The organism is Chromatiaceae bacterium, assembly GCA_024235395.1.
In the GTDB taxonomy this organism is placed as follows: domain Bacteria; phylum Pseudomonadota; class Gammaproteobacteria; order Chromatiales; family Chromatiaceae; genus Thiosocius.
Genome location: JACKMK010000001.1, coordinates 280,720 through 305,119, shown reverse-complemented (window position 1 = coordinate 305,119; position 24,400 = coordinate 280,720). Strand labels below are relative to the sequence as shown.

Genomic DNA, 24,400 nt, shown 5'->3' with positions numbered 1-24,400 from the left:
CTCTCATCAGCGGCCGGGGCGGATCACTCCGCCCCAGCTCGCTGATCGCGGCCGGAACAGTCGCGGCGCTCGGTGAGCGCTGTGTCTATCAGGTGCTGAAGCGCCGCGTAATGGCTGCCCTTCCAATAGAGGCGTTGGCAATCGCGACAGCGCCAAAACGCGTCATACTGCGTCCTCGTGCCTTCGGGCAGGTAATCGGCAACCGCCTCCTTCGAAACACTCTCCAGATCCCCGTTGCACTCCATGCAGCGGGTGAACGGGCGTGCGAGTCCTGCGAGGTCGCAGCGCCGGACCACGTAAGTCAGTTGGCGCAGCGGTCGGTCGTCGCGGATATGGCAGCCGTGGGTTACTGCGCGGCGCATCAACAGGCGCCGATCGCGCGTCAGGATGATCCGCCGTTGTTCGCTCGCGAAACGGACCAGGGCCGCGTCGCCGGGATCGTTTTCATACAGGGTGTCGAATCCCAGCAGGCGCAGGTAGCGCGCAAGCCGACCGAGTTGTGCGTCGGCGATGAAACGGGGCGATCGCAAAGGCCGTTCACGCACACGCAACAACGGTGAGACGTCGAGAGACTCGAACACCGGATAGACCGCGATGCGGTCGCCATCGTCGACACTCGTCTCCAGCCCGACCGAGTCGCCGTTGATCAGGATCAGCTCGACCTCGGTATGCGGAACGCCCAATGTCTCGATCAGATGGCGGACCGGCGCGGGTGGCGAGAACCTGACCGCGACATCGCGCTTGCGCAGCTCCCTCGGCAGGTAATCGTTCAACTCCTCGTAGAGGCGCAATGTCGCTTGCGCGGCGGGCGCCTGTGCCTGGTGTCGCCCCTGCTCCTTGCGTGTATCTGCCATCGGACCCTGCCTCCGGCGGGTGAAGGGGTTTGACTGCCATTATGCCAAGCAGGCGTTTGAGCCGGGCCCTCACGACAGGCAGAATCGTCGGAGAGCCGTCACGGAAAGGTACTGCGGGTCGGGGAAGGTGCGCGATGCGGGGTGGCATCATCGACAACGAACGCTGGCGGCAGCATGCCTGGGCGAACCGTGCACAGTCACTGCTGCTGTTGGTGGCGATGGGCGGGTTCTTGGCGTTGCTCGGCTGGTTGTTGTGGGGCACGGCTGGGCTGCTGGCGCTGCTGGGAATCGGCGTAGTCGCGGTGCTGCTCAATCCGACGACCTCTCCCGCGTGGGTGATGCGCCTGTACGGGGCGAGCCGCATCGACGCCAGCGCAGCCCCGGCGTTGTGGAATGCGGTCGGCGCCTTGGCCGAACGGGCCGGCCTGCCATCGCGCCCGGTGCTTTACTATGTGCCGAGCCGGATGCTCAACGCGTTCGCAGTCGGTACGCCGACGCGTTCCGCGATCGCCGTCACCGACGGTCTGGTCAGGCGGCTGCGGCTGCCGGAGTTGATCGGCGTGTTGGCGCATGAGATCAGCCATGTGCGAGCGAACGACCTCTGGGTCATGGGTCTGGCGGACATGTTCAGTCGGACCACCAGTCTGTTGTCGCTGATCGGGCAGCTTCTGTTGTTGATCAACCTCCCGCTGCTGCTGTTCGCCCCGGTCTCGATCAACTGGCTGGCGATCGGGCTGCTGATCTTCGCGCCGACGCTGAGCGCGCTCGCACAGTTGGCGTTGTCGCGTACGCGCGAGTACGACGCCGATCTGAATGCGGTGCGCCTGACCGGGGATCCGGACGGTCTGGCGTCGGCACTGGCCAAGATTGAACAGATCCAGGGTGGCTGGATGGAGAGGATCTTCATGCCCGGGCGACGCGTCCCCGAACCATCACTGCTGCGCACCCATCCACAGACCGGCGACCGCGTCCGGCGCTTGATGTCGCTGAAACAAGGGCCCTCGCTGCGGCCGGCGGATAGATTGTCGGACGCCGGGGCGGGCCATCGGGATGGGTTCGGCCAGCCGGTCACGCGGCCGCCGCGCTGGCACGTCTCCGGGTTATGGCACTAGTGGGTCAGGCCGTTGATCGTGTGGCGCGGCCCTCCCGTAGCCGCTGTGCGAACGCGACTCCGCGCAGCGTTCCTTGCCAGGGGAGTGGCCATTGCCTGCGAAACACGCCTTGATTCGCACTCGCACATCGGCTCTGAGCGTTACACAATTGTCGGCTTGGCCCACCAGGGGAGGACGATGAGAACGCTATTCAGACTGATGGCCGACGGCCGGCTGCGGGGGTGGGTGAGCTGCGATGTGTGAACTGTTTGCGATGTCGAGCAGGTGTCCGACGACGGTGGATTTCTCGCTCGAACTACTGGCCCGGCGTGGCGGGGACGAGGGTCCTCATCGCGATGGCTGGGGGGTCGCATTCTACGGTGGCCGCGATGTGTTGTTGCTGCGCGAGCCCGGCGCCGCCAGCGAGAGTGCCCTGGTCAGGCACATCGAGCGGCACGGACCACCCAGCGAGCTGGTGATCTCGCATATCCGCCTGGCCACGGTGGGCGAACTGAGCCTGGCCAACACCCAGCCGTTCGCACGCGAGCTTGGCGGCAGGATGCATGTATTCGCACACAACGGTGATCTGCCGGAGATTCGTGCGGAGCAGGGCGGGTCGCCGGCGCGTTTCCTGGCGCTCGGCGAGACGGACTCGGAACTGGCGTTCTGCAATCTGATGACGCGACTGGCGCCGATCTGGGACGCGGCCCAGGGGCAGGTCCCGTCCCTCGCCGAGCGACTGGGTATCGTCAGCGACTTCGCGCGCGAGCTGCGTCGCTGTGGTACCGCAAACTTCCTGTACAGCGACGGAGAGGCGTTGTTCGTGCACTCGCACCGCCGTACGCCGCCCGGTAGCGAGGCGGTATGCCCGGGGATGCATGTCCTGGAGCGCAGCTGCGAAGAAGGTGTGCCCGATCTCTCGCGGTCGGGCGTGGTACTGAATCCGGTGCGCCAGGCACTGACCCTGGTCGCCAGCGTCCCGCTGACGCAGGAGGACTGGCGGCCGCTGGGGGATGGCGAAATCCTGGCGATCGAACGCGGACGCATAGCCGAGCGTCAGGTCGGGTGAGTGACTCGGTCACCGGCATACCGGTGTGATTCTGACAAAATCTGTTATTTATTTGATAGATGAAGAGCTTTTTTGAGCTCTTGGACGAAGTTGCGTCTACAATTGGAAGCGATATGCAGGAGCGCCGACTCTACCCGCGTTTTCCCTGGGCGCACAGCGTTCGGCTCCGTGGCGCCCGGGGCGAGCAGTTCCAGGCGATGTCCTCCGACATCTCGGTCGGCGGCATTGGCCTCGAGTTGACCCGCGAATCGGTGGTCGCGCTGGCCCAGGGCGGGCATATCCTCGGTCCGGGTGACCATCTTCGGGTGGTCCTGCCGGCGGACGTCGCGGGCGGGCGCGGCGAACTGGATCTGCGTTGCCGGGTGCGCGAGGTACGCCGCGTGTCGCAGGAGAAGTACGTCGCCGGCACCTGGTTTGAGCAGCTGGATCCTGGATCCGAAGATGTCATCGACGGCCTGATCGAGGTCGCGCAGAAGGCCCGCTGGGGCTGATCCCGCTTCGGGCACGCCGCGCGACCGCATCAGGCGTCGTCAGTCACGGCGGAACACCAGATGGAACCACACCGGCACGGTCGCCGGGATGTACCCGAGGCCGGCAATCTTCGTGAGTTCCGCGACCCCCGTGTCGAGGCCGAAATCACCGGCCGAGATCAACACCGGCTGTAAAGCAGTGACCACGGCGCGGCCCCGCTCGTTGTACACGACCACCGGTACCGTGAGCTGTTTCGTCGCGTCCCTGAGCGCCAGCGTCATGCTGAGATCGATCTGGTGGGTGCCTTCCTTGGACAAGACGACCGGGGGCACCTGCGCCTGCACGGTCGCCTCCGGAAACTTTTCGGTGTCGAACACGATGGTGCGCATGCGCTCGTCGCGGATCGGTACATTGGTCGCGACGCTGGCCAATGCGATCCTCACCTCGGCCTCGCCAGCGTCGCTGACGCTGCCGGTCAGCGAGGTGAAGCGGTTGTTCTCCGCAGCGCTCGACTTGTTCTCCGGGAACACCTTGGTCGTGGTGTAGACCACGTGTGACTCTTCGGGCATCAGTGTCCAGTCTGCGGCCGACGCCGTGACCGCGACCATGGCCAGGCCCGCGACGCCGGCGAAAACGATCTGCCTGTTCACCATCTTGGCCATCCTCCGCGCAGTGTCATGGCCCCGGTGGGGCCTGTTGCATTCATCGGTACCCGATCGATTCTGCGAGTGCTGCCTGGAGCGATCAACAGGCGCGCCCAACCGCGATACCTGCAAAGCCCGATTTTGCGTCGCGGTTCGCGTTTTCGTGGCCACAGGGTTCTGCATGAACGCCGGTAGTGGGTCGACAGGCGTTGAGGCGTGTGAAAAAAAATGCCGCTGCCCCGGGTCTCCTGAGGCAAGACGGACATCTGCCGTTGCAAACGAAACCCAGGAGACAATGATCATGAAACGTACCCTCATCGCCAGTCTGCTCGCAATCGCCACCGGCAGTGCGATCGCCCAACCGTTCGATTTCCAGCGCCAGTTCGGATCGAGCGAGTACGTACCCGGCGCCGATACCGCGCACCTGAGGTTCGAGCCGGTCGTCGAATCCGGTACGGCCTCGTCGCTGAGCGCGCTGATGCTTGCATCCGACGTCGACGGCATCGCGCCGAACCGGTTCGTCGGCGACATCGTCGCGAGCGGCCCGACTCGCATCAGCCTGTATGAGGTGCAGCGCGGCAGCCCCGAAGCGACCGCCTATCGCGCCTACTACGAGCGCTTCCCGACCAGCGGCTGGAGCACGATTGCCGGCAATGATTCGGCCGGGGCAGTCGACGCGTCCTGATGCGTGCGCGACGGCGGCCCGGATGGCCGCCGTCGTCGCGGTTGTTCGCCGGGTCTTCGGGCCCGGACTCCCGGTCTACCCGTCCACGCGTGCCATGCCGCGCGTGCGGATGCGTCCGGATTCCTGTCCAATCATCTGCAGAGCGCACGCCGGACGGCTCTGCAACTCGATCTGCAGAATCCCGTTCGCCGATGTGATTCGCGCATAATCAATCGAACACCCCTATAGTTGTACCGGTATCAGCCACCCGGGGCGCAGCGGGATGAGCGAAGACAGGCTCGCACCGATCTCGACAGCGTCGAGTCGGACGCAGGACGGATCGTCCGATCCGGGCACTGCGCTGCGCGCCTCGCAGGACGCGGCGTGGATCGAGGTGATCCGCAAGATGGACGAGACCTATGCGGACCTCGTGCGTTACCAGGTCGAGCTGGAAGAGAAGAACAGCTCGCTGGAGGCCGCGCAGCAATTCATCGCCAGCGTGCTGTCGTCGATGACCGACGTGCTGATCGTATGCGATGCCAAGGGCAACGTGCTGCAGGTCAACAAGGCGATGGAGGCGTTGACCGGCGAGGCCGAGGCGACCCTCAAGGGGCGGCCTTTCCAGACCCTGTTCAGCAGCGACTGTCAGCCGCTCGCCGAGCACATGGTCGAGCGCATCCGCGCCGGCGTCGTCGGGGAGTGCGAGGTCACGCTGTGCGGCAAGGGCCAGAAGATCCCGTTGGCGATGAACTGTACCTGTCGCTACGACCAGCGGGGGCGGCGCGTGGGCATGGTCCTGATCGGCAGGCCGGTCGGCGAGCTGCGGCGTGCCTACGAGGCGCTGCACGTGGCGCACCTGGAGCTGCAGCAGGCGCAACAACAGCTGATCAAGGCCGAGAAGATGGCTTCACTGGGGCGCCTCGTCGCCGGGGTCGCCCACGAACTCAACAACCCGATCAGCTTCGTCTACGGCAATGTGCATGCGCTGGCTCGCTACCGCGAGCGCATGGTGCGTTACCTGGCCGCGGTGGATGCCGCGGACCTGCCGGACGAGCTGCGGCAGCTGCGCGACGAACTGCGCGTGCCGAAGATCCTCGACGATATCGGACCCCTGCTGGACGGCACGCTGCAGGGAGCCGAACGGGTGCGCGACCTGGTGCAGGATCTGCGTCGCTTCTCGTCCGGTCAGAGCGGGGAGCGGACGCGCTTCGACCTGGTGCACGTGGTCGGGACCGCGGTTCACTGGGTCACCAAGGGCGCACGCCAGGACCTGCGACTGGACATCGAGGCGCCGCCGTCGCTGATGGTGAGCGGGCATCCCGGGCAGTTGCAGCAGGTCCTGATGAACCTGGTGCAGAACGCGGTCGACGCGCTGCGCGACGCCGCATCGCCACGCATCGAGGTACGGGTGGCGACAAGCGACGACGAGGTCCTGGTGCAGGTCCGCGACACCGGTCACGGCATTGCCGATGAAGACCTGCTCAAGGTGTTCGACCCGTTCTTCACCACCAAGCCGGTCGGGCAGGGCACCGGTCTCGGGCTGTCGATCAGCTACAGCATCGCCGTCGAGCACGGTGGCGGACTGGTTGCCGAGAACCACCCCGATGGCGGCGCCCTGTTCACGCTGTCGCTGCCGCTGGAAGACGCGGGATGACGGCGGCGACGCTCGACGTGTTGTGGTTGCAGTCCGGCGGTTGCGGCGGCTGCAGCATGTCGCTGCTGTGTGCCGAGTCGCCGGACCTGCTCGCTACCCTGGAACTCGGCGGGATCCGCCTGCTGTGGCATCCCTCGCTCAGCGAGACCGGCGGTGACGAGCTGATCCACCTGCTGCAGGCCGTGGTCGATGGCGAGATCGGCGTGGACGTGCTGTGCGTCGAGGGTGCACTGCTGCGCGGACCCTTCGGCAGCGGGCGCTTCCATGTGCTCGCCGGGACCGGACGGCCGATGATCGACTGGGTGCGCGCGATCGCCGCCCGCAGCCGCTATACGCTGGCGGTCGGCTCCTGCGCCGCTTTCGGTGGCGTGACGGCCGCCGGCCCGAATCCGACCGATGCCTGCGGCCTGCAGTTCGACGGCAGTCATCCGGGCGGCCTGCTGGACGACGCCTACCGCTCGGCGGCCGGGCTGCCGGTGATCAACGTGGCCGGTTGTCCGACGCATCCGAACTGGGTGCTGGAGACGCTGCTGGCGATCGCCGCCGGGGATCTCGCCGCGGCCGACCTGGATGCGCTGCAGCGGCCGCGCGCCTACGCCGACCAGCTGGTACATCATGGTTGTCCGCGCAACGAATACTACGAGTACAAGGCCAGCGCGCGGGCGCCGTCGCAGCTCGGCTGCCTGATGGAACACCTGGGCTGCCTGGGCACCCAGGCGCATGCCGACTGCAACATCCGGCTGTGGAACGGCGAGGGTTCGTGCATCCGTGGCGGCTACGCGTGCATCAACTGCACGGCGCCGGAGTTCGAGGAGCCTGGCCACCCGTTCAGCGTGACCCCCTCGGTCGCCGGGATCCCGGTCGGACTGCCGACCGACATGCCCAAGGCCTGGTTCGTCGCGCTGTCGTCGCTGTCGAAGGCGGCGACGCCCGAGCGCCTGAAGACCAACGCCGTCTCGGATCATGCGCGCATCGCACCGAAGGTAAAGAGCACCAAGTACCGATGAGCGACGGCGAGCGACGCGTGCTGGTCGGCCCGTTCAACCGGGTCGAGGGGGATCTCGAGGTCAGCCTGCACATCGCCGACGGTCGGGTCGCGGCCGCCTACGTCAATTCGCCCCTGTACCGCGGGTTCGAACAGATCCTGGTCGGCAAGGACCCGCGCGACACACTGGTGATCGCGCCGCGGATCTGCGGGATCTGCTCGGTGTCGCAGTCGATGGCCGCGGCCTACGCGCTGGCCGATGCCCAGCGCCTGGCGATGCCGCGCAACGGCGAGCTGGCGACCAACCTCGTGCTGGCGGCCGAGAACGTCGCCGACCACTTCAGCCACTTCTACCTGTTCTTCATGCCCGATTTCGCGCGCGAGGCCTATGCCGCGGAGCCGTGGTACGCGCCGGTCGCGCAGCGTTTCCGCGCGTTGACCGGTACCGCCGCGCGCGAGGTCCTGGCGGCACGTGCCGGCCTGCTGCACCTGATGGGCCTGCTGGCCGGCAAGTGGCCGCATACCCTCGGCCTGCAGCCGGGCGGCAGTACGCGGTCGGTGGCGCCGCAGGAGCGCCAGCGTCTGGCGCTGCAACTCGGCGGCTTTCGACGCTTCCTCGAGCAGGTCACGTTCGGCGATTCGCTGGAGACCGTCGTGGCGCTCGACAGCGGCGATGCTCTTGGTGCCTGGGCCGCCGCGGCGGCGCCGTTCAGCAGCGACCTGCGCGCCTTCCTGACGGTCGCCGATGCGCTTGACCTGGAACAGCTCGGCCGTGCCGGCGACCGCTTCATGAGTTACGGCAGCTACCCGAGCGCGGGGCGGCGCCTGTTCGCCGCCGGCGTCTGGGACGGTGGACCGCAGGCGCTGGACACGGCCGCGATCAGCGAGGACCTCGCATCCTCGTGGATGCAGGGTGACGACGCCCGTCACCCGAGCCGCGGTGTCACGCTGCCGGCACCCGACAAGGCGGGCGCCTACAGCTGGTGCAAGGCGCCGCGCCTGGACGGACAGGTGGTCGAGGTCGGCGCACTGGCGCGCCAGGTCGTCGACGGGCATCCGCTTGCCCGCACGCTGGTCGCGGGCTCCGGCGGCAACGTGCGCAACCGGGTGGTCGCGCGTCTGCTCGAGATTGCCCGCGTAGTGCTGATGATGCAGGAATGGGTCGCTGCTTTGCGACCGGGTGAACCCTTCTGCAACGTCGCGGCGCTGCCCGACGAGGCCGAGGGCGTCGGCCTGGTCGAGGCCGCGCGCGGCAGCCTCGGTCACTGGCTGTCCATCCGCGGCGGCCGCATCCACAACTACCAGATCGTCGCGCCGACCACCTGGAACTTCTCACCGCGCGATGCCGACGGTACACCGGGGGCGCTGGAGCTGGCCCTGCAGGGGACGCCGCTGCGCGCCGGCGAACGCACGCCGCTGGCGGCCGAGCACATCGTGCGCTCGTTCGATCCCTGCATGGTGTGCACCGTCCATTGAACGGCGAGGAGATTCGCGTCCGCGGCCTGGTCCAGGGGGTCGGCTTTCGCCCGACCGTCTGGCGCATCGCCCGCGATTGCGGCCTGCACGGTGACGTGCGCAACGACGGTGACGGGGTGCTGGTCCGGGTCGCCGGCGCTGCGCAGGACATCGAACGCTTCTGCAGCCGGTTGCGTTCCGAATGCCCGCCGTTGGCGCGCATCGATACCGTGGAGCGGGTGGCGGTGGACGCGTCGCTGCTCGGCGAAGGGTTCCATATCACGGCCAGTGACCGGGGTGCGGTGCGTACCGGCGTGGTCGCCGATGCGGCGACCTGCGCCGCCTGCCGCGGCGAGCTGTTCGATCCGGGTGACCGACGCTTCCGCTACCCGTTCATCAACTGCACCCACTGCGGACCGCGGCTCTCGATCGTGCAGCGCATACCCTACGACCGCGCGCATACCAGCATGGCGGCATTCACGATGTGCCCGGCCTGCCAGGCGGAGTACGACGACCCGGCCGATCGCCGTTTCCATGCACAACCGAACGCCTGCCCGGTGTGCGGTCCACGCGTCTGGTTGGAGGATGCCGCGGGCGACCCCGTGGTGGAGGCGGGCGAGGACGCATTGGCGACCGCCAGCCGCCTGCTGCGTGCCGGGCGGATCGTCGCGCTGAAGGGGATCGGCGGCTTTCACCTGGCGTGCGACGCCGGCAGCGACGCCGCGGTGGCCGAGCTGCGCCGGCGCAAACGCCGCCACCGCAAGCCGTTCGCACTGATGGCGCGCGATCTCGCGGTGATCCGCCGTTACGCCGCGGTCGACGATCAGCAGGCGGCCCTGCTGGCGTCGCCGGCGGCACCGGTGGTGCTGCTCGAGGCCGACGGACCGCAGGCGGTCGCGGCCGATGTCGCGCCGGGACAGACGACGCTCGGCTTCATGCTGCCGTACAGCCCGCTGCACCTGCTGCTGCTCGCCGACTGGGACCGCCCGCTGGTGATGACCAGCGGCAACGTCAGCGAGGAGCCGCAATGCATCAGTAATGCTGACGCGGCGCAGCGCCTGCGCGATCTCGCCGACCTGTACCTGCTGCACGATCGCGAGATCGTCAACCGCGTCGACGACTCGGTGGTCCGCGTGATGGCCGGTCGGCCGCGGCTGTTGCGGCGTGCGCGCGGCTACGCCCCGACGCCGATCGTGCTGCCGCCGGGATTCGAGCGTGCGCCGCCGGTACTCGCCCTCGGTGGCGAGTTGAAGAACACGATCTGCCTGCTGCAGCACGGTCAGGCGACGCTGTCGCAGCACCTCGGCGACCTCGAGGACGGGCGCACCGCGGACGCGTTCGAGCACGCGGTCACGCTGTACCGCGCACTGTTCGAACACCGGCCGCAGCGGGTCGCGGTCGACCTGCACCCGGACTATCGCTCGACCCGCTTCGGCCAGGCGCTGGCACGCCACGAGGGCCTCGAGCTGGTCGGTGTACAGCATCACTTCGCGCATATCGCGAGCGTGCTGGCCGACAACGGGCAGCCGCTGGATAGCGGGCCGGTGATCGGTGTCGCGCTGGACGGCCTGGGGTTCGGCGACGACGGCAGCCTGTGGGGCGGTGAGTTCCTGCTCGCCGACTACCGTGGCTACCGGCGCCTGGCACACCTCAAGCCGGCCCCGCTGCCAGGGGGTGCCAAGGCGATGCTGGAGCCCTGGCGCAACACCTACGCCCACCTGGCGGTGCACGTCGGCTGGGAGCGCTTTCTCGACCGCTACGCCGACAGCGAACTCGCCGCGTGGCTGCACGGCCAGCCACTGGAGGTGCTGGCGACGATGCTCGCGCGGCGCCTGAACGCGCCGGCGAGCAGTTCCTGTGGCCGGCTGTTCGACGCGGTCGCCGGTGCCCTGGACGTATCACGCGCCGGGGTCGGCTACGAGGGGCAGGCGGCGATCGAACTCGAGGCGCTGGCGGTCGCCGGCGAGGCCGGATACCTGTTCGCGCTGGTCGAGGCCGGCGACGCCGAACCGCTACTGCTGGACCCGGCCCCGATGTGGCGGGCGCTCCTCGACGACCTGGACGCGGGTGTCGCGCGCGCCCGCATCGCCGGACGCTTCCAGGCCGGTCTCGCCGATGCGGTCGCGGGCCTGGCCGCCCGCCTCGCGACGACCCAGGGCACGGACCGTGTCGCGCTGTCCGGCGGGGTGATGCAGAACCGGACCCTGTTCGAGGGCCTGGTCGAACGCCTGCATGGTCACCGGCTCACGGTGCTGGCCCACCGGCAGGTCCCGGCCAACGACGGCGGCCTCGCCCTCGGACAGGCGGTGATCGCCGCGGCGCAGGGGCTTGCGGCGCGGCCGAATGCAAACTAACTTTCCAGCCCTATGCGATATCGCAACGTCAATGTCCAGTCTGGCCGGCACGGAGGCCGCCGCTTACGCGCCAAGTACCGGTCCTGAAAGGGATTGCCGCGGTATGGCACAGGCATTGCTCAGCGTTTCGGGGTTGGTCATTCCATTTGTCGACAAAGGGCCCGGTCGTGGGCCGATGCGGGGGAGTTCGCGCCATGAAAGCCAGTCCAGCGTCCCATGCGGTCATCGCCAGCAGCCTGTTCGGGGTGAGCGGCGCCGTCTCGGCCCACGAGGGGCCGCACTTGATCGCCCACCTGCATCCACACCTGTCGTTGGAGCACCTGCTCGGCGTCCTGCTGGTCGGCGCGGTGGCGTTGTTGGTCGTGCGGGCACTGCGGCGCGGTTGATCACCTCGGCGCCGCGCGCGCGGGTGACCGCATGACGCCGGGCGCCGCGCATCCGGCCGGCGCGATCAGCGTGCGCCTCGCGACGCGCGCCGGGCGGGTCGACGCGGTCGAGCTGCGCTCGTCGCGCCCGACCGACATCGCGCGCCGCCTGTTCGCGGGGCGCCCGGTCGATTATCTGATGACGACCCTGCCTATGGTGTTCAGCGTCTGTGCGACCGCGCAGGCCTGCGCCGCGGTGCAGGCGGTCGAGGCGGTGTCCGGCAGTCCCGCCGATCCAGCGCACACGAACGCCCGGTCGCTGCTGGTCGCGGCCGAGACCGCGCGCGAGCACCTGTTCCGGATCCTGCTCGGCTGGTCCGACGGGTTGGGCGTGGCCCCGGTGGCGGCCGGCCTCGGCGCGCTCGGACGCATGCGCACCGCGTGGCAGCGCGCGCTGTACCCGGACGGTGATGCCTTCCTGCCCGGGGGCGGTCGACTGCAACCGGATCGCAGCGCGCTGCTCGGCCTGGCCGACGAGGTCGAAGGCCTGGCGGCGGTCGCGATCGGTGAACCGGCGCAGGCCTGGTTGGCGCGCTGGCGGTCGATCACGGATCTGCAGCCGTTGCTCCAATGGGTGGCGCACGGCGATGCGATCGCGGTGCGGCTGCTGCGCACATTTGCGACAGGGGACGAGGCGGCACGTGGCCGCTGCCGCGTCGAGCCGCTCCCGGAGATCGAAGCCGCTGCGCTGGCGGCGCGCCTCGCGGCGATCGACGGCGATGCCTTCGTCGCTGCGCCGCAGTGGGACGGCGCCTGCTTCGAGACCGGTGCGCTGGCACGGCGCCGCGGCAACCCGCTGGTCGCCGAATCCGCCAGCGAATACGGCAACGGCCTGCTGACCCGGCTGCTGGCCCGGGTCGTGGAACTGGCCGAGACGCTGGCGCAGATCCGCGCCCTGATCGATGTGCTGGCCGCCGCCGGACCCGGCGCATCGGGCGGCGCGGTCAGCGGGGTCGGGATCGCCCGCGTCGAGGCCGCGCGCGGTCAGCTGGCCCATTGGCTGCGCCTGGAGGATGGCCGGGTCGCCGACTACCGGATCCTCGCGCCGACCGAGTGGAACTTCCATCCGCAGGGCGCGCTGGCGCTCGGGCTGCAGACGTTGCCGGCGGACGACCGGCTGGTGCAGCGGGCACGCCTGCTCGTGGATGCCATCGATCCCTGCGTCGAATCGCACATCGAGGTCTTCGACGATGCATGAGATGTCGCTTTGCGAGTCGATCATGCAGATCATCGAGGACGAGGCACAGCGCCAGGGCTTCTCGCGGGTCACCCGGGTGCGCCTGGAGATCGGCCGACTGTCCGGCGTCGAGATCGAGGCGATACGCTTCGGTTTCGATGCGGTCACGCACGGCTCGCTCGCCGACGGCGCCGCACTCGAGATCATCGAGCTGCCGGGGCGTGCCTGGTGCCTGCCGTGCGGGTGCGAGGTCGAGGTGCGGCAGCGCTTCGACGCCTGCCCGCTGTGCGGCAGCTACCAGCTACAGGTGGTCGACGGCGACGCGATGCGGATCAAGGACCTCGAGGTCGAGTAGACGATGACCACGACCCGCCCCGGCATATTGATCGTCGACGACGAACCGCTGTCGCTGCAGACCCTGACCCGCACGCTGGACGAGGAGTTCGAGGTGTTCACCGCGAAGAGCGCGGCCGAGGCCGAGCAGCTGCTGGAACGCGAGCGGGTCCAGGCGATCCTCGCCGACCAGCGCATGCCCGAGGAGACCGGTGTCGCCTTCCTCGCCCGGGTGCGCGAGCAGTGGCCGGGGGTGGTGCGCATGATCATCTCCGGCTATACCGATCCGGATGACATCATCGACGGCATCAACCGCGCCGGGATCTACCAGTTTGTCACCAAGCCCTGGCATCCGGACAATCTCACGCTGATCGTGCGCAACGCCTGCCAGCTGTACCGCCTGCAACAGGAGAACAGCCTGCTCTCGCTGGAGATGCGGGTCGCGACACCGACGCTGGAACGGCGCGTCGGCCAGCAGCGCAGCCGGCTCAAGCGCAGCTACCGCCTGGACGGCATCGTGCGTGCCCCGGACAGCGCGATCAATGCGGTCTGCGAACAGGTGGCGCAGATCGCGCCGTACGACATCAGTGTGCTGATCGACGGCGAGTCGGGCACCGGCAAGGAGCTGTTCGCGCGTGCGATCCACTACAACAGCCACCGCGCGGACCGGCCGTTCGTCGCCGAGAACTGCGCGGCGATGCCCGATCAACTGCTCGAGAGCGAGCTGTTCGGGCATCGCCGCGGCGCATTTACCAGTGCGGTCAGCGAGCACGTCGGGCTGTTCGAACAGGCCGACGGCGGCACCATCTTTCTCGACGAGATCGGTGACACCTCACCGACCTTCCAGATGAAGCTGCTGCGCGTGCTGCAGGAAGGGGAGGTGCGCCCGATCGGCAGCGAGAAGCGGCGCCGCATCGACGTCCGCGTCGTGGCGGCGACCAACAAGGACCTCGCCGAGGAGATCCGCGCCGGCCGTTTCCGCGAAGACCTGTACTACCGGCTGGCTGGCGTGCGCCTGCACCTGCCGGCGCTGCGGCAGCGGCGCGGCGATATCGTGGTGATCGCCCAGTGCCTGCTCGACGAGGCGGTGCGTGCGTTCGGCAAGCCCAGCGAGGGCTTCAGCGACGAGGCGATCGCCTGCATGCAGGATTATCACTGGCCCGGCAACGTCCGCGAGCTGCGCAACGAGATCCAGCGGATGCTGGTCATGAGCGGCGCACCGGTCCTCGAGGCCGCGTTGCTGAGCCCGCGGGTGCTGCGCGCCGCACCGCGCGCCGACGAGGCGCTCACCGACCTGATGGCTGGCCTGGATGGATCGTTGAAGGAGCGGGTCGAGGCGCTGGAGGCGCGCATTCTGCGCGAGGCCCTGATCCGCCATCGCTGGAACAAGAGCCGCGCCGCCGAGGAACTCGGCCTGTCACGGGTCGGGCTGCGCAACAAGCTGGATCGCTACCGCCTCGATCGCGGCGGCGACTGACATCCGGTCACGCCAGGCGCACCGCGGTACCGCTGATGCTCACCATCAGCATGCCGCCGCGACTGCCGACCACCTCGTAGTCGATGTCGATGCCGACCACCGCGTTCGCACCGAGCGCCGCGGCGGCGTCCTCGATCTCCTGGAACGCGATCTCCCGTGCCTTGCGCAGTTCCTTCTCGTAGGCGCCGGAGCGGCCGCCGACGATGTCGTGGATCCCGGCGAACAGGTCGTGGAACAGGTTCGCGCCGAGGATCGCCTCGCCGGCGACGACGCCCAGATACTGGGTGATCGTTCGGCCGTCGATGTTCGGGGTCGTGGTCAGGATCATCTGCTGCACCTCGTCGCCTGCGCTACCGGACTGTCCGTTCCGGACCATCTTGGGCGGCGGCGTGCACCGCTGCAAGCACGGGCGGGGTTGGCATCCGTATGCCTGAGCCAAGGGGCTGCCACGCCGATCTGCATCGACCCATCAATCTGAAGACCGTGTAACAGGTCGCGGATTCCGGGAGCGTTCACCCCCGATTTCGGCGAGGGGCGGCCCCGAGGTCCTCAGGCCAACATGGATGCGGCCTGCCTCCCCGATGCAGGCGTGCTCATTAGCCCGTTGACGGGTATCAAGGCATTGCGCAGTTCCTTCTCGTAGGCGCCGGAGCGGCCGCCGACGATGTCGTGGATCCCGGCGAACAGGTCGTGGAACAGGTTCGCGCCGAGGATCGCCTCGCCGGCGACGACGCCCAGATACTGGGTGATCGTTCGGCCGTCGATGTTCGGGGTCGTGGTCAGGATCATCTGCTGCACCTCGTCGCCTGCGCTACCGGACTGTCCGTTCCGGACCATCTTGGGCGGCGGCGTGCACCGCTGCAAGCACGGGCGGGGTTGGCATCCGTATGCCTGAGCCAAGGGGCTGCCACGCCGATCTGCATCGACCCATCAATCTGAAGACCGTGTAACAGGTCGCGGATTCCGGGAGCGTTCACCCCCGATTTCGGCGAGGGGCGGCCCCGAGGTCCTCAGGCCAACATGGATGCGGCCTGCCTCCCCGATGCAGGCGTGCTCATTAGCCCGTTGACGGGTATCAAGGCATTCCACGCCATTTAGGTCGATTCTGGAAATAGGCCGCAGTTCATCAGGAACGGGCGGCGCTGGTGGACTCGCCTTTTCGTTGAGCGTTGAAGGTGAGGATGGGCCAGAACCGGGAAGGAGGGATGCAAGATGGAAGCGATCTTGCGAAAAGTGATGCTGTTGAGTTTCGCCATCGTTGGCATTGCCGTTCAGGCCGCATCGGCGGGTGAACTCGAACAGATGATCGTCCGTGAACCGGATCTTAGACGGCAGGAAGCCGAGATGCGGGTGAAGTTTCAAAAAAGCCAGGAGTTGTGGGAACGGTTCACGCGATGTTTTGGAGGCGGGTCGACACCGCCACCACAAGAGTGCAGGCGGATAATCGCGGACCTGCAAAGGCAACTCGGCGAAATAGATGAAGCCTACAAGGAACGAGAGCGTGCATTGGTGTCGATACCGACCAATCGCGGCCTACAGTCGTTGAAGGTCGAGAACTGGCCGTGGACGATCAGAGAGGGTGCCGACTTCAAATACGTGATCAATTGCGTTCCGTACAGCCGGCAGACGCATCAACCCTATACCGATCCCGCAAAGGCGATTCGCAACGCGTCCAACCCGGAAGAGTTCAGGGTCCAGATGCGGCACATCAACAACTGCGCGCCGAACCAAGGCGCATACACGGTTCTTCGGATCCAGGTCGTGAACAAGTATACCGGCACACTCGTCGAGAAATACGAGGGCTTCAGCGAGAAGCACTACCGAGCGAAGTGAGGGCTTTCGATGGGATGAGCCGTGTCCCCTTGCGAGCGGTTCATCCCCCGACACCCGATGCTCGACGTGAAGTGTCGTGATGGTGCGCCCGATCGATTTGCATTGGTTAAGGCGGTAGTCCGCGTCGCGGAAAGAGCGCAAAGGGATCGCGAAGGATTTGGAGCCGATCCACGCGGCGCCCGGCGTCGAGGTTCACGATACGCCGGAATGCCTGGACGATCCGCGTTGCACCATTACGACTCCACGCGATGCGCCAAAAAAACGACCCACCGACCCTTTGGCGCAGGTCGCACCCTCACAGGCCATCGATCTCAATGGAGTCGTCCATCTCGAAAGGATTCGGCTCGTGAGAAAACATCGACGGCAGATCTGCCTCACTGACATAGCCTTTCGCGGCGGCTTTCTTCAGCGCTTCGCCATTCGTCGGGACGCTTTCTTTCCCACGCCGCTCGCTCACCAAGACTGCCAGTTTCCCAAGCGCGGAACCGACTGAGCCATGGTCCGTTATGTAGGTGAAGATCTCGCTCGAATAGTCCTGTGCAAAGGCCGCCACAGCCGAATCTTCACTCGCGCCGGCGTTGATCTGCTGGTGCATCGCTTGCAGCTTCACGAACGCAAAGTCGACAAAAGCGGCGCGAATTTCGGTGTTGAGCATGCCCAACTTGATGGACATCTCAGCGTCGGCATCAGTTTCGGTAGCGGCTGCGCGCACGGGGCCGGTCTGAATGTGGCTGACCTCGTGCCCCAGCACGAACCCACTGGGCGTGCCTAGCGGCGTGATGTAGAGAAAATCGTTGCCGGGATCGGCGAATGCCGAAGCGCCGCCCGGGAAGCCAAGGTACTTGATCCCGTTCTCGTACTCTTCCTGGGACAAGAACCGCACGTTCCCAGCTTCCGCCACCTTGCGCAGGGCTTCGGGCGTACTGAGTATCTGCTGGATGACAATGTTCTTTTGCGCGGCATCGGTAATGGGTATCGCTGCCAGGGCGCGGGTGACGGCCGCGCCGCTGACGAGTCGCTCCAAGCGGGGAATCGCGCCCTTTGCACCGGCCGTTCCGGCTTCGTTGCCGACGCGCTCGAAATCGAGTGCGCCTGGTTCGGGTTCGCTTGGCTCGCGATAGATCATCGCGCGCGGCGCGTTCCGTACCGCGACAGGTGCCACTGATTCGAACGACGAACCCTTTACTCCCTCAGCGTGTACGCCAACGACAGGTCTTTGCTGCACGATGTGCGCCAACTCGTGTGCCAGCAGGCGTTTCCCATGCAGCGAGCGCGGATCGAACTCTCCTTTGCCGAACACAATGTCAGATCCACGCGTGTAGGCACGGGCACCCAGACTTGAAGCGGCCTCAGCGGCTGCATCATCGGCGTACACGCGTACCTTGGCGAAGTCATGCCCGAAACGTGGTTCAAAAAAGGCCCGGCTGGCAGTGTCCAACGGCGCCCCCTGGCCAAGCCCGGATGTGAGATTGCCCGCGTCGTCGGCAACATGTGCCTCTGAACCGATTTCATGCGTCGAGCCGGCACTTTGTGGCTCGGGTCCTCCCGAACGGCCAACCGCCGAGTGCGTCATGTGCAGCACCAGATCGGCGGCGCGATCGGCATCTTGCTCGTAGGTGTTCCGCGGCATGTTGACCGTGGAATTCGTTGGATTCGCCAGCTTGGGCCGGACAGCTTCCGAAACCCTGGACAGCGATTGTGCAATACGCATCGTCTAACTCCTTTTCGTTCCATCGAAGTCGAATGGGAATCGAATGCGAAGTTCATTTGTGGATCAGCGTGCGTCCGAATTCCCTATCTTGCCGGGATTGTGAATGCAAGCTTAGTGCAACGCCCGCCGCATGAAGTATCGGCAGCACGAAGGGCCCTTTCCTCCAGCTGCCCCGGCCGACGACCGGCAACCAGCGCACTATGGTCATAGCCTATGTCGTTTTTCGGGCCTCCATCTTTGCAGGGAGATGGCAGATTTCGCACACTTCATTGGAGCCCGTCAGATTGTTCGATACCGACTTCGTGGTTCAGGGCGTTACGCCTTGGGTGGTGCAGTTACCTTGGGATTGCGCGACAGCAAGCCTCCCCCCACGACACTGACTACGCCGATCAGCAGCGGGTACCAAAATGTCTCCCAGGGCAGCGGGTGTACCACCTCGCTGATCGACGGCTCTCGTTTCAGGTAACGTACATCGACCGTCCTTCCACGTATCGGCTCGATGTTGAACGTACCTCCGACGAGATCATCGATCTCGTAAGAGTTCATCCGTGTTGTCGATTCAGAAGTCCCTTCCGGCCCGGCAAATTGCACGATCAGATGGTAGATGGAGACGCTTGTGGGTCCGGAGCCGCCGAGGTTGTAACGCGAGTGCGAGAGGTTCTGCTCATCGACGTCGAGCGCTTTGACGATGACCCCGCTGGCGTGTTCACCAAACAGCATCAGACGAAGACTGAAGCGCTCTTTGTAGAGCACGCCGCCGACCGCGAATAGACCGAACAAGGTGAGTAGCGTTGCGAGGGTCCTGCGTCCCATTCGATTCCTCCGTCTAGTCGATCGCCGTCTACGCCCACTATCAAGAAGACGACGGCGAATACACGGCGTACGTCCGCTACGATGCGCAACAAAAAAACGGCGCGGGGCGTTGCATGACCGATCCTTTGTCGCAAGGTTACGCCGACTTTCGGTCCGGTCTCGAAATGTCGAATCAGCGCCGCACCGACATTGCCGCGACCGTGCATCGTGCAGCTCAAGCCGGCGCAGCACGCCAGTCGTGGACGAAGCAGCCACACACAGGCGCCTGCGAATGTTCACTCTACCTGCGCTTAAATTTACATCTCCGCTGAACAGTCGTGTGGTTCGTCGGATCAAGTCGAGAGGTGTCGGCAGATTTCAGCGGTTTTTTTGCGCGCAGTGTGTCGGAAACGTCCTCGCAGTCTGCCTGTGCCTGGGCGGCAGTTTTGGTCGCAGGAGAGAGAATTAGGGTAGCGAGGTGGCTATGCTTACTAGCAAGGTCGCTAACCGGGAAACTGAAACCATGGCAGACCCCAACCCGCTCTATGCCAGCAATATTTGCGTCACCTGCCCGAATCCCGATTTGATCGCATGCAGGAGCAAGCACTTCGGGCGCGACGTCTGGCTTTTCGAGTGTGAACAGGCCGCTGAAGTGTTCGTCAGGGACAAGGGCATAATCATCAAATGCTCCGGAACCAATGATTCCTGTTGTGTGGAAGATGGCAAGGATGTTTTTGTTGGGTCGCCAAAGATAAATCGGTCGAGAAATTTCCTCGAAACCACGTTGATCTATCTCGGCTTGAAGAAAGCAGAACTGTGAAGAGAAGTCCTTGGTTTCCCTGCAAAGTTTTGAGGGCGTGGTCTGTTCCGAATAACCCATGAAACCCCTCGACTTTTCAGGGGGATACTCGCTGCGATCGAACGTCGCTCAGGTCGCTTTGCCGACCGTCAAGGTGGCGCCATCGGAGGGCAGCAACGGGTCGGCAAGGGCCTGAAAGGGAATTACAAAGCCGTCCCAGTTTGAAGGGCCCAGATGCATCAGCGTGGTGGCCCATCGCGGGCAGCGCGAGCGCCGGTGTTGTTGGTCGCCGCGCATCGGCTGCGTTAGGGTGCAGGTATGCCACGTCCTTACCTGCCGAATCTCCCCGGTCCCTGCGCTTTGGCGGCCACCGTGCTCGCGGCGCTGCTGCCGCTCCGCGGGCCGGCGACCGCCGCCGGCACGGACATCACAGCGGCCTGTCCCGGTGTGGACCTCCATGTGGCCGGCGCCTCGGCAACGGAGTTCGAACTGGTCTGTGACGGCCTGCGACGCGCGGTCGGGTTCTTCCGCCGCCATGCCATCCCGGTCGAGGAGGCGTTTCGGGTGCGCCTGACCGAGGGGCCGATGGGCGCGCAGGGGACCCATATCGGTCAGTACGACACCGCGGCCGACCGCATCGACCTGTTGACCCTCGCGCGGGCACGCGAGCTGTGCGCGGAGCAGTCGCCGTTCCGCGTGCCGATGGACGTCGCGTTGTACACCAGCTTCGTCGCCCACGAGGCCACCCATGTGGTCGTCGAGCGGCGTGGCGAAACGGGCATGGTGCCGCTGACACAGGAGTACCTCGCCTACGTGGTCCAGCTCGCGACGATGGATGCCGATCTGCGGCAGCGCATCCTCGATGACTACCCGATGCCGGGGTTCGCGGACACCGCGGAGATCTCGTGGGTCTATTACGGCCTCGATCCGGCGGCGTTCGGCGTGAAGAGCTTCCGCCACTTCAGCGCGCTGCCGGACCCGGCGGGCTTCATCGCCGACCTGTTGTCCGGGGCCGTGGAACCGGGTGGCAGCTGGTACTAGCCTGCGCATCTCCACATCGCTGCTGCGGCCCCCGATACGCTGAAACAGGCAGGCCGACGGACCCCCCTTCGCGGCCTCCGGGGAACAGCCGAGCGCGACGCGCCGCCCTGGAAAGCAGGTTTCCGCGATCGCTCTCAAGGCGTATACCCGGTTGCCGGTCCGGCCCCGGCCCGTCCCTCAGGGTGTGAACCTAAGCCGCTGTCTGCACAGCGAAATCGATTCCTGGCGCAGATCTTGCCCGAGCCCCCGCATCACACGTACCGGCCGCGGCCGATCGGGACCTGGGGGGACCATGAAGGAAGACAGTTTCGACTACACGGCAATCGAACAGCGGCTCGGGGTCTCCCGTCGCACCTTCCTGAAGTTCTGCGCCGGGGTCGCCGCATCGCTCGGGCTCGGCAACAACGCCGCCTACGCGATGGCCGAGGCAGTGGCCGATCGCAAGCGGCGGCCCCCGGTGATCTGGCTGCACGGTCAGGAGTGCACGGGCCCGACCGAGGCGCTGCTGCGTGCCGAACAGCCCAGCCTCGAACACCTGATCCTCGACCTGATCTCGCTCGACTATCACCAGACGCTGGACGCCGGTGCCGGCCACCACGTCGAGGCGGTCAAGCGCGAGGTGATGCAGGCCAACAAGGGCAGGTACCTGCTGGTCGTCGAGGGTGCGATTCCGCTGGCGCAGAACGGGATCTTCTGCAAGATCGGTGGGCAGACGATGATGGACGCGACCCGCGAGGCCGCGGAACATGCCGCGGCCATTGTCGCCTACGGTTCCTGTGCCAGCTGGGGCGGTGTGCAGTCGGCAACGCCGAACCCGACCGGCGCGGTCGGCGCGCCGCAGTTCCTGAGCGACAAGACAGTCGTGACCATCCCCGGCTGTCCGCCCAACCCGGCCAACTTCATCGGCACGGTGCTGTTCTTCGTCACCTACGGCAAGCTGCCGCCGATCGACGAGAAGGGGCGGCCGAAGTGGGCCTACGGACGCCTGATCCACGAGAACTGTTATCGCCGGCCGCACTTCGATGCCGGCCGCTTCGCGACCGAGTTCGGCGACGAGGGACATCGCAAGGGCTGGTGCCTGTACAAGCTCGGCTGCAAGGGGCCCGAGACCTACAACAACTGTCCCAGCCTCGAGTTCAACAACGTCGGCGGCGGGGTCTGGCCGATCGGGGTCGGGCATCCGTGCTTCGGCTGCTCGGAGCAGGGCACCGGTTTCCACAAGGCCCTGTTCAGCCTGTCCGACGTCAAGACGCACACGCCACCGAACGCCTTCCCGACCATCGACGCGCGTGAGGGGACCAGCCACGCGACCGTGGCGACCGCGGCGGTCGCCGGTGCCGCGGTCGGGGCGGTGCTCGGTGCCTCGGCGGTCGCCGGCCGGCGACTGAACAAGGACGCGGACCAGGAATGAGCGGGGGAGGCACGATGAACCGCAGAGACTTCCTGCGCGCATCCCTGGGGGGTGCGGCAGCGGCACTGAGCAGCGGCCACGCCGCTGCGCGGCCGAACCTGGAGCCGGCACCGGAGGCGGTCGGCATGTTGTTCGACTCGACGCTGTGCGTCGGCTGCAAGGCCTGCGTCTCGGCCTGCAAGCGGGTCAATGAGCTGCCGCCGACGGTGCTCGACGGCGACGTGCAATACGACTCGGCCAAGGACCTGTCGCACCAGACCTACAACGTCATCAAGGTCTACACGAACGGCCAGCCGGTCACCAAGGACGCGGTGGTCGACGGCTTTGCGTTCGAGAAGCGCAGCTGCATGCACTGCGTCGATCCGGGCTGCGTCTCGGTGTGCCCGGTCACCGCGCTGACCAAGCATCCGCGCACCGGGATCGTCAGCTACGACCGCGACGCCTGCATCGGCTGCCGCACCTGCATGACCGGCTGCCCGTACAACGTCCCGCAGTTCGACTACGGCAACCCGTTCGGTGAGCTGCACAAGTGCCAGTTCTGCAACCAGAAGGGTGTCGAGCGCATCGACCGGGGCCTGATGACCGGCTGCGCCGAGGCCTGCCCGACGGGTGCCACGCTGTTCGGCTCGCGCAGCGCGTTGCTCGAGGAGGCGAAGCGCCGCATGGCGCTGAAACCGGGCGATACCTACAACTACCCGCGCGGCGACGTGCGCCAGCCCGACAGTTTCCACGAGAAGGCGGTGCCGGTGTACCAGCAGCACGTCTGGGGCGAACACGAGGCGGGCGGCACCAACGTGATGCACGTCTCGGCGATCCCGTTCGACAGGCTCGGCATGCCGCCGCTCGGCGAGCGTTCCCACGTGTCGATCTCGGAGACCGTGCAGCACACCCTGTACAGCTACATGGCGCTGCCGGCGGTCGTGCTCGGTGGCCTGACCTGGCTGGTGAAGCGCAATACCGACGACGAGGGGGACGACCAGTGAGTCATTATCAACCGCTCCAACGCCGGATCGTCACGCTGCCGTTCCTGCTGCTCGGCGTACTCGCCGTGGTCGGCCTCTACTACCTGGCCGAGCGCTTCGTCAACGGCATGGGTGCGGTCACCAACCTGAACGGCGGATTCCCGTGGGGCATCTGGGTCGTGTACGACATCGTCGTCGGCACCGCGCTGGCCTGCGGCGGCTACGCGCTGGCGGTGACCGTGTACATCTTCAACAAGGGCCAGTACCACCCGCTGATCCGACCCGCGCTGCTCGCCAGCCTGCTCGGTTACGGGCTCGGCGGACTCGGCGCGATCATCGACATGGGCCGCTGGTGGCAGTTCTACAACCTGTTCCTGCCCTGGCAGATGAACTTCAACTCGGTGATGCTCGAGGTCGGCCTGTGCGTCAGCGCCTATATCGTCGTGCTGGCGATCGAGTTCCTGCCGACGGTGCTGGAGCGTTTCCGGGCCGACGCGTGGCGCAAGAGGCTCAACAAGGTGCTGTTCTTCGTGATCGCGCTGGGCGTGCTGTTGCCGACCATGCACCAGTCGTCGCTCGGTACGATGCTGATCGCGATGGGCTGGAAGGTCCATCCGCTGTGGCAGACCCTGCACCTGCAGCCGCTGCTCGCGGTGCTCACCGCATTCACGATGGGCTTCGCGATCGTGGTGTTCGAGGGCTCGTTGTCGTCGGTCGGCTTCGCCCGCCACCCGGAGACCCACCTGCTGACCGGTCTGGGTCGGATCATCGTCGGCCTGATCGGCGTGTGCCTGGTGCTGCGCTTCGGCGAGATCCTGGTGCGCGGCAAGCTGGGGCTGATCTTCGCCGGTGACCTGGCGAGCCTGATGTTCCTGATCGAGACGGCGCTGTTCGTGTACCCGCTGGTCGTGCTGTCTTCGCCGCGAGGTCGTGCCGACGCCACCCGGCTGTTGTATGCCGCGGTCAGCATGCTGCTGGCCGGCACCCTGTACCGCTTCAATGCCTTTCTGATCACCTTCGATCCCGGTCCCGGTTACAGCTATTTCCCGGCACTGCCCGAGATCATGGTGACGGTCGGCCTGGTGGCGATCGAGATCATGGTCTTTCTGTTCGTGGTCAAGACCTTCCCGGTCCTGCCGCGCGAGCACAAGCCATCCGTTACCGGCGCCTGACGCCGGCGCATACGAGGAGACTCCCT

General features: G+C 66.4%; 24 protein-coding genes. 17 read left to right on the top strand and 7 right to left on the bottom strand.

Annotated elements, in window-relative coordinates; genetic code table 11:
• Positions 1–23: 23 nt before the first annotated feature.
• Positions 24–854, bottom strand: coding sequence for a Mut7-C ubiquitin/RNAse domain-containing protein (locus H6955_01375; GenBank protein ID MCP5312175.1), 831 nt, complete (start codon positions 852–854; stop codon positions 24–26).
• Between the two features lie 134 nt (positions 855–988).
• Here H6955_01375 and H6955_01370 point away from each other — a divergent pair, with 134 nt between their 5' ends.
• The 3 genes from H6955_01370 (at position 989) to H6955_01360 (ending at position 3,505) form a co-directional block, all read left to right on the top strand.
• Positions 989–1,966 carry a M48 family metalloprotease gene (locus tag H6955_01370; GenBank protein MCP5312174.1) on the top strand — a complete coding sequence of 326 codons (978 nt, stop codon included), beginning with the start codon at positions 989–991 and terminating at the stop codon, positions 1,964–1,966.
• 235 nt (positions 1,967–2,201) lie between these two features.
• Positions 2,202–3,014 carry a class II glutamine amidotransferase gene (locus H6955_01365; GenBank protein MCP5312173.1) on the top strand — a complete coding sequence of 271 codons (813 nt, stop codon included), beginning with the start codon at positions 2,202–2,204 and terminating at the stop codon, positions 3,012–3,014.
• 113 nt (positions 3,015–3,127) lie between these two features.
• A complete protein-coding gene (locus H6955_01360) occupies positions 3,128–3,505 on the top strand; it encodes a PilZ domain-containing protein (protein ID MCP5312172.1) in 378 nt (125 codons plus the stop codon).
• A 39-nt stretch (positions 3,506–3,544) separates the two neighbouring features.
• On the opposite strand, the gene H6955_01355 is transcribed toward H6955_01360, so the two are convergent.
• The gene (locus tag H6955_01355) at positions 3,545–4,138 is read right to left on the bottom strand and encodes a YceI family protein (protein ID MCP5312171.1); all 594 of its coding nucleotides are present in this window, start codon (positions 4,136–4,138) and stop codon (positions 3,545–3,547) included.
• 292 nt (positions 4,139–4,430) lie between these two features.
• Between H6955_01355 and H6955_01350 the strand changes: the two genes are divergently transcribed.
• The 9 genes from H6955_01350 to H6955_01310 all read left to right on the top strand — a co-directional run bounded on the left by H6955_01350 (position 4,431) and on the right by H6955_01310 (position 14,653).
• On the top strand, positions 4,431–4,814 hold the full coding sequence (locus H6955_01350; GenBank protein ID MCP5312170.1) for a hypothetical protein: 384 nt from the start codon (positions 4,431–4,433) through the stop codon (positions 4,812–4,814).
• Between the two features lie 262 nt (positions 4,815–5,076).
• Positions 5,077–6,447: a PAS domain S-box protein gene (locus tag H6955_01345; protein ID MCP5312169.1), complete on the top strand. Its 1,371-nt coding sequence runs from the start codon at positions 5,077–5,079 to the stop codon at positions 6,445–6,447.
• Positions 6,444–7,454 (top strand): HupU protein, encoded by a 1,011-nt coding sequence (locus H6955_01340; GenBank protein MCP5312168.1) that lies wholly within the window; start codon positions 6,444–6,446, stop codon positions 7,452–7,454. The genes H6955_01345 and H6955_01340 overlap by 4 nt, the downstream gene beginning before the upstream one ends.
• Positions 7,451–8,908, top strand: a complete 1,458-nt coding sequence (locus H6955_01335) for a nickel-dependent hydrogenase large subunit (protein ID MCP5312167.1) — start codon at positions 7,451–7,453, stop codon at positions 8,906–8,908. The genes H6955_01340 and H6955_01335 overlap by 4 nt, the downstream gene beginning before the upstream one ends.
• Positions 8,905–11,241 (top strand): carbamoyltransferase HypF, encoded by a 2,337-nt coding sequence (hypF, locus tag H6955_01330; GenBank protein ID MCP5312166.1) that lies wholly within the window; start codon positions 8,905–8,907, stop codon positions 11,239–11,241. The genes H6955_01335 and hypF overlap by 4 nt, the downstream gene beginning before the upstream one ends.
• 194 nt (positions 11,242–11,435) lie before the next feature.
• Entirely contained in the window at positions 11,436–11,627 is a 192-nt protein-coding gene (locus H6955_01325) for a hypothetical protein (GenBank protein ID MCP5312165.1), read from the top strand.
• Between the two features lie 31 nt (positions 11,628–11,658).
• Positions 11,659–12,864 carry a nickel-dependent hydrogenase large subunit gene (locus H6955_01320; protein MCP5312164.1) on the top strand — a complete coding sequence of 402 codons (1,206 nt, stop codon included), beginning with the start codon at positions 11,659–11,661 and terminating at the stop codon, positions 12,862–12,864.
• Entirely contained in the window at positions 12,857–13,198 is a 342-nt protein-coding gene (hypA, locus tag H6955_01315; GenBank protein ID MCP5312163.1) for a hydrogenase maturation nickel metallochaperone HypA, read from the top strand. The genes H6955_01320 and hypA overlap by 8 nt, the downstream gene beginning before the upstream one ends.
• A 3-nt stretch (positions 13,199–13,201) precedes the next feature.
• The gene (locus H6955_01310; protein ID MCP5312162.1) at positions 13,202–14,653 is read left to right on the top strand and encodes a sigma-54-dependent Fis family transcriptional regulator; all 1,452 of its coding nucleotides are present in this window, start codon (positions 13,202–13,204) and stop codon (positions 14,651–14,653) included.
• A gap of 7 nt (positions 14,654–14,660) precedes the next feature.
• Here H6955_01310 and H6955_01305 read toward each other — a convergent pair whose 3' ends face one another.
• Both H6955_01305 and H6955_01300 read right to left on the bottom strand, forming a co-directional pair.
• Positions 14,661–14,981, bottom strand: a complete 321-nt coding sequence (locus H6955_01305; protein MCP5312161.1) for a heavy metal-binding domain-containing protein — start codon at positions 14,979–14,981, stop codon at positions 14,661–14,663.
• Positions 14,982–15,202: 221 nt separating this feature from the next.
• The gene (locus tag H6955_01300; GenBank protein ID MCP5312160.1) at positions 15,203–15,442 is read right to left on the bottom strand and encodes a heavy metal-binding domain-containing protein; all 240 of its coding nucleotides are present in this window, start codon (positions 15,440–15,442) and stop codon (positions 15,203–15,205) included.
• A 423-nt stretch (positions 15,443–15,865) separates the two neighbouring features.
• On the opposite strand from H6955_01300, the gene H6955_01295 reads away from it, so the two are divergent.
• Positions 15,866–16,486 carry a hypothetical protein gene (locus H6955_01295; protein ID MCP5312159.1) on the top strand — a complete coding sequence of 207 codons (621 nt, stop codon included), beginning with the start codon at positions 15,866–15,868 and terminating at the stop codon, positions 16,484–16,486.
• A 295-nt stretch (positions 16,487–16,781) separates the two neighbouring features.
• Here the strand turns inward: H6955_01295 and H6955_01290 are convergent, their stop codons facing one another.
• The 3 genes from H6955_01290 to H6955_01280 form a co-directional block, all read right to left on the bottom strand.
• Positions 16,782–18,197: a DUF4157 domain-containing protein gene (locus H6955_01290; GenBank protein ID MCP5312158.1), complete on the bottom strand. Its 1,416-nt coding sequence runs from the start codon at positions 18,195–18,197 to the stop codon at positions 16,782–16,784.
• Between the two features lie 315 nt (positions 18,198–18,512).
• Complete coding sequence (locus tag H6955_01285) at positions 18,513–19,010, bottom strand: hypothetical protein (GenBank protein ID MCP5312157.1); 498 nt, start codon at positions 19,008–19,010, stop codon at positions 18,513–18,515.
• 280 nt (positions 19,011–19,290) lie between these two features.
• Positions 19,291–19,869, bottom strand: coding sequence for a hypothetical protein (locus H6955_01280; GenBank protein MCP5312156.1), 579 nt, complete (start codon positions 19,867–19,869; stop codon positions 19,291–19,293).
• 237 nt (positions 19,870–20,106) lie between these two features.
• On the opposite strand from H6955_01280, the gene H6955_01275 reads away from it, so the two are divergent.
• The 4 genes from H6955_01275 to hybB all read left to right on the top strand — a co-directional run bounded on the left by H6955_01275 (position 20,107) and on the right by hybB (position 24,374).
• The gene (locus tag H6955_01275; protein MCP5312155.1) at positions 20,107–20,829 is read left to right on the top strand and encodes a hypothetical protein; all 723 of its coding nucleotides are present in this window, start codon (positions 20,107–20,109) and stop codon (positions 20,827–20,829) included.
• Positions 20,830–21,121: 292 nt separating this feature from the next.
• Complete coding sequence (locus H6955_01270) at positions 21,122–22,240, top strand: hydrogenase small subunit (protein MCP5312154.1); 1,119 nt, start codon at positions 21,122–21,124, stop codon at positions 22,238–22,240.
• 14 nt (positions 22,241–22,254) lie between these two features.
• Entirely contained in the window at positions 22,255–23,223 is a 969-nt protein-coding gene (hybA, locus tag H6955_01265) for a hydrogenase 2 operon protein HybA (GenBank protein ID MCP5312153.1), read from the top strand.
• Positions 23,220–24,374: a Ni/Fe-hydrogenase cytochrome b subunit gene (gene hybB, locus H6955_01260; GenBank protein MCP5312152.1), complete on the top strand. Its 1,155-nt coding sequence runs from the start codon at positions 23,220–23,222 to the stop codon at positions 24,372–24,374. Before hybA ends, hybB begins: the two co-directional genes overlap by 4 nt.
• Positions 24,375–24,400: the final 26 nt, after the last annotated feature.

Excerpts from the sequence above, each read along its gene's own strand:
- H6955_01375 (MCP5312175.1), bottom strand. The coding sequence starts at position 854 with ATGGCAGATACACGCAAGGAGCAGGGGCGACACCAGGCACAGGCGCCC.
- H6955_01370 (MCP5312174.1), top strand. The coding sequence starts at position 989 with ATGCGGGGTGGCATCATCGACAACGAACGCTGGCGGCAGCATGCCTGG.
- H6955_01365 (MCP5312173.1), top strand. The coding sequence starts at position 2,202 with ATGTGTGAACTGTTTGCGATGTCGAGCAGGTGTCCGACGACGGTGGAT.
- H6955_01360 (MCP5312172.1), top strand. The coding sequence starts at position 3,128 with ATGCAGGAGCGCCGACTCTACCCGCGTTTTCCCTGGGCGCACAGCGTT.
- H6955_01355 (MCP5312171.1), bottom strand. The coding sequence starts at position 4,138 with ATGGTGAACAGGCAGATCGTTTTCGCCGGCGTCGCGGGCCTGGCCATG.
- H6955_01350 (MCP5312170.1), top strand. The coding sequence starts at position 4,431 with ATGAAACGTACCCTCATCGCCAGTCTGCTCGCAATCGCCACCGGCAGT.
- H6955_01345 (MCP5312169.1), top strand. The coding sequence starts at position 5,077 with ATGAGCGAAGACAGGCTCGCACCGATCTCGACAGCGTCGAGTCGGACG.
- H6955_01340 (MCP5312168.1), top strand. The coding sequence starts at position 6,444 with ATGACGGCGGCGACGCTCGACGTGTTGTGGTTGCAGTCCGGCGGTTGC.
- H6955_01335 (MCP5312167.1), top strand. The coding sequence starts at position 7,451 with ATGAGCGACGGCGAGCGACGCGTGCTGGTCGGCCCGTTCAACCGGGTC.
- H6955_01325 (MCP5312165.1), top strand. The coding sequence starts at position 11,436 with ATGAAAGCCAGTCCAGCGTCCCATGCGGTCATCGCCAGCAGCCTGTTC.
- H6955_01320 (MCP5312164.1), top strand. The coding sequence starts at position 11,659 with ATGACGCCGGGCGCCGCGCATCCGGCCGGCGCGATCAGCGTGCGCCTC.
- hypA (MCP5312163.1), top strand. The coding sequence starts at position 12,857 with ATGCATGAGATGTCGCTTTGCGAGTCGATCATGCAGATCATCGAGGAC.
- H6955_01310 (MCP5312162.1), top strand. The coding sequence starts at position 13,202 with ATGACCACGACCCGCCCCGGCATATTGATCGTCGACGACGAACCGCTG.
- H6955_01305 (MCP5312161.1), bottom strand. The coding sequence starts at position 14,981 with ATGATCCTGACCACGACCCCGAACATCGACGGCCGAACGATCACCCAG.
- H6955_01300 (MCP5312160.1), bottom strand. The coding sequence starts at position 15,442 with ATGATCCTGACCACGACCCCGAACATCGACGGCCGAACGATCACCCAG.
- H6955_01295 (MCP5312159.1), top strand. The coding sequence starts at position 15,866 with ATGGAAGCGATCTTGCGAAAAGTGATGCTGTTGAGTTTCGCCATCGTT.
- H6955_01290 (MCP5312158.1), bottom strand. The coding sequence starts at position 18,197 with ATGCGTATTGCACAATCGCTGTCCAGGGTTTCGGAAGCTGTCCGGCCC.
- H6955_01285 (MCP5312157.1), bottom strand. The coding sequence starts at position 19,010 with ATGGGACGCAGGACCCTCGCAACGCTACTCACCTTGTTCGGTCTATTC.
- H6955_01280 (MCP5312156.1), bottom strand. The coding sequence starts at position 19,869 with ATGGGTTATTCGGAACAGACCACGCCCTCAAAACTTTGCAGGGAAACC.
- H6955_01275 (MCP5312155.1), top strand. The coding sequence starts at position 20,107 with ATGCCACGTCCTTACCTGCCGAATCTCCCCGGTCCCTGCGCTTTGGCG.
- H6955_01270 (MCP5312154.1), top strand. The coding sequence starts at position 21,122 with ATGAAGGAAGACAGTTTCGACTACACGGCAATCGAACAGCGGCTCGGG.
- hybA (MCP5312153.1), top strand. The coding sequence starts at position 22,255 with ATGAACCGCAGAGACTTCCTGCGCGCATCCCTGGGGGGTGCGGCAGCG.